The sequence below is a fragment of the uncultured Bacteroides sp. genome (assembly GCF_905207245.1).
Lineage (GTDB): Bacteria > Bacteroidota > Bacteroidia > Bacteroidales > Bacteroidaceae > Bacteroides.
Window position 1 is genome coordinate 1 of the sequence record NZ_CAJLKP010000178.1, and the last position, 2,798, is coordinate 2,798.

Here is a 2,798-nt window from a genome sequence, read left to right on the forward strand (position 1 = left end):
TTGGGACATTTTCCTTTGTGGTATATTAGGACATTATCATAAATGGTTCATACAGATGTAAAAAAAGTAAAAATAACTATGTCAAGCGTTTTTGAAAATGTCCTAAAATAATTGAAGTATTAGCCCCGGCTTTTTGCTGGGGCTTGTTAAATTGATTCGTTTCATTCCTCAGGCAATTTTTGTATCTTGATCATTCTGGTGGTGTTCTTGCTGTTTGACAAACTTTCCAAACTGTTGGCGACGCCAGGGATGATTCATTGGTGGAATGCGGGGCTTCTTTGGTTTTGGCGGAGTATAGTCTATATCTAAGTCTTTTGATTTTGTTTCGTGCTCGGGTATTTCTTCCAGTGCGTAGATGTCTTTGTCATTTACACAGCAGTATTGACTGCCATCAAAAGCCTGAATAAACATTACCTTTGTTCCTTTTCGGTAGTGGACCTGATTGCCTCTGCTGTCAATCATACGGTAGTATTTATTGGAATGCCTTAAACAGTGTCCGGTATCTACCGTTCTTTCGCATAAAACTGCAAGAATCAGGTTAATTTTTTCAATTTGGGGTTGCACTTCGAACACAGACTTGATACCATGAATGGGAAGGGAAAACTTCTCATTGAATTCCTTTATGTAGGAGTTTAGGAATTCATTGGCAGCGTCTATGGTCGTTATGCCTGCAAGTCTTAACTCGACTGGCAGGCGCGACTGTAGCGTCTGGTTCAGGCGTTCTACACGTCCTTTTGCCTGAGGCACACTGCTTGATCCCAGTTCAACCCCCAGCTGTTTACAGGCATAGGCAAACTGTGTATAGGTATCCTCATCGATAGATGGGGAGTTTTTCTTTTTATAGGTGAAAACAGTACGGCGGTCTGTAAAGAACTTGTAGGGGATACCGTAAGTTGTGAGGATCTGATGGAAAACGTGGTAATAGCCATTCAGAGTTTCCTGGGTATCAAACCAACCGCCGGTAATCCTTCCTGTAGCATCATCTATAGCCAGATGCAGATGCCATATCTGACCGGGGATCCATTCGTAGGGAGTTGCGTCCATTTGCTGCAGTTCACCGAAATAAGCGGCTCTGGGACGGCGGGAATGGGCGTCCTCAAGAGCAACAAGATTAATCTGTATCTGATCCGCTTCTTTCTGAGATTTCGCTGCTTTTTTATCGGCTTTTAATTGTTCTTTGATTCTCTTTTTCTTAGCTTTTGTAGCCTTGGGAGAGAGAATGTATTCAGCTTCGAGAATAGACATAACCGCTGAAGGGGAGATGTGGATATCTTCATGTTTTCCTAATAACTCAGTGAAATGCACAAAATTGGCATCATAGTATTTGTTGCGGTATAAATCGACAACAAGATTACGAGTTTCATTGGGGATGGTATTGGCTGGCTTACGTCCTCTGTTGCCATGGATAAAATAGGCTTTGCCATGCTCTTTGTAGCCTTTAAGCATACGGTTAATGTGACGTACAGTACAACCGAGAGTAAGGGCAGCTCTCTGCTTGTTAGGGGCTGGATGATCTGCCAATGATTTGATCACCTCATACTTCTTTTGTTCATCCATTGATAATTCTACCTTTCTGATAATCGTTACCTCCATCTGTTGATGGAAGCATTATACTACATTGGGACATTTTCCTTTGTGGTATATTAGGACATTATCATAAATGGTTCATAAATTCAGTAAAATATGTGGATTTTAAGTTGACATTTCGTTGGTTATGGCATATGCTAATAGTAGCTAAGGATTAGAGCAATAGTCCATCGAAAGCAAACGAAAACCCCGGAGGTGTGCGAGACTTCCGGGGTTTTCTATTCCGTTTATGTAGGTGGCTTATGCCTTAGGTTGTTATGCTGCCTATTTGTCTTTTCTGTCCAGCCATTTGTAAATGCAGTAGCTAATTACATTTACTGCGACAGGGACAAGGATTAGAGCAATAACATTATCCATCGAATTCACCTCCTTTCTGCTGGAGGCTCGGCAGCTTTTATCGTATAACATAAGGGCAGATAATTAGAAATAGCGTATAATAAATTTGGACATATAAATAGTATATACAATGTAAAGAAAAAACACTTGACACACACCACAAAATACGGTATGATACCCAAGGTGATAACGAATGGAAAAGTTTGTGGAACGTACTTTGCTCTATGATTTTTACGGAGAGCTTCTTACGAAGAGACAGCAGCAGATCTACGAGAGTGTAGTTCTGGAGGATTATTCTTTAAGTGAGGTTGCAGAGGAACTGAATATCAGCCGTCAGGGCGTACATGATATGATCAGACGCTGTGACAAGGCGCTGGAAGGATATGAAGAGAAGCTGCATCTGGTGGAGAAGTTTGTGAATATCCGGGGACAGGTACAGAAGATACATGAGCTTGCATCCGGATATCACGCTGATGATATTGAGGCAATATCCAATGTGATTTTAGAGGAGTTATAATTCATGGCATTTGAAAGCTTAACAGATAAACTTCAGAATGTATTCAAGAAGCTGAGAAGCAAAGGCCGTCTGACCGAAGAGGATGTTAAGATTGCTCTTAAAGAAGTTAAGATGGCACTCCTTGAAGCAGACGTTAACTTCAGAGTCGTGAAACAGTTCACGAAATCTGTACAGGAACGTGCAGTTGGACAGGACGTTATGAACGGACTGAACCCAGGCCAGATGGTCATCAAGATTGTAAATGAAGAGCTGGTTAATCTTATGGGAAGCGAGACTACAGAGCTTCCGATCAAGCCTGGCAATGATCTGACTGTCATTATGATGGCAGGTCTTCAGGGAGCCGGTAAAACAACTACAG

3 protein-coding genes are annotated in these 2,798 nt (G+C 41.6%); 2 read left to right on the forward strand and 1 reads right to left on the reverse strand.

Annotated features, from left to right (window positions below; all coding sequences use genetic code 11):
- Positions 1 to 168 precede the first annotated feature (168 nt).
- Positions 169 to 1,557, reverse strand: a complete 1,389-nt coding sequence (locus QZ135_RS24845) for an ISNCY family transposase (protein WP_161285588.1) — start codon at positions 1,555 to 1,557, stop codon at positions 169 to 171.
- Between the two features lie 559 nt (positions 1,558 to 2,116).
- Here QZ135_RS24845 and ylxM point away from each other — a divergent pair.
- Both ylxM and QZ135_RS24855 read left to right on the forward strand, forming a co-directional pair.
- Positions 2,117 to 2,440, forward strand: coding sequence for a YlxM family DNA-binding protein (gene ylxM / locus QZ135_RS24850; RefSeq protein ID WP_118578857.1), 324 nt, complete (start codon positions 2,117 to 2,119; stop codon positions 2,438 to 2,440).
- A 3-nt stretch (positions 2,441 to 2,443) separates the two neighbouring features.
- A partial coding sequence (locus QZ135_RS24855; RefSeq protein ID WP_294615803.1) for a signal recognition particle receptor subunit alpha occupies positions 2,444 to 2,798 on the forward strand: 355 nt, incomplete at its 3' end.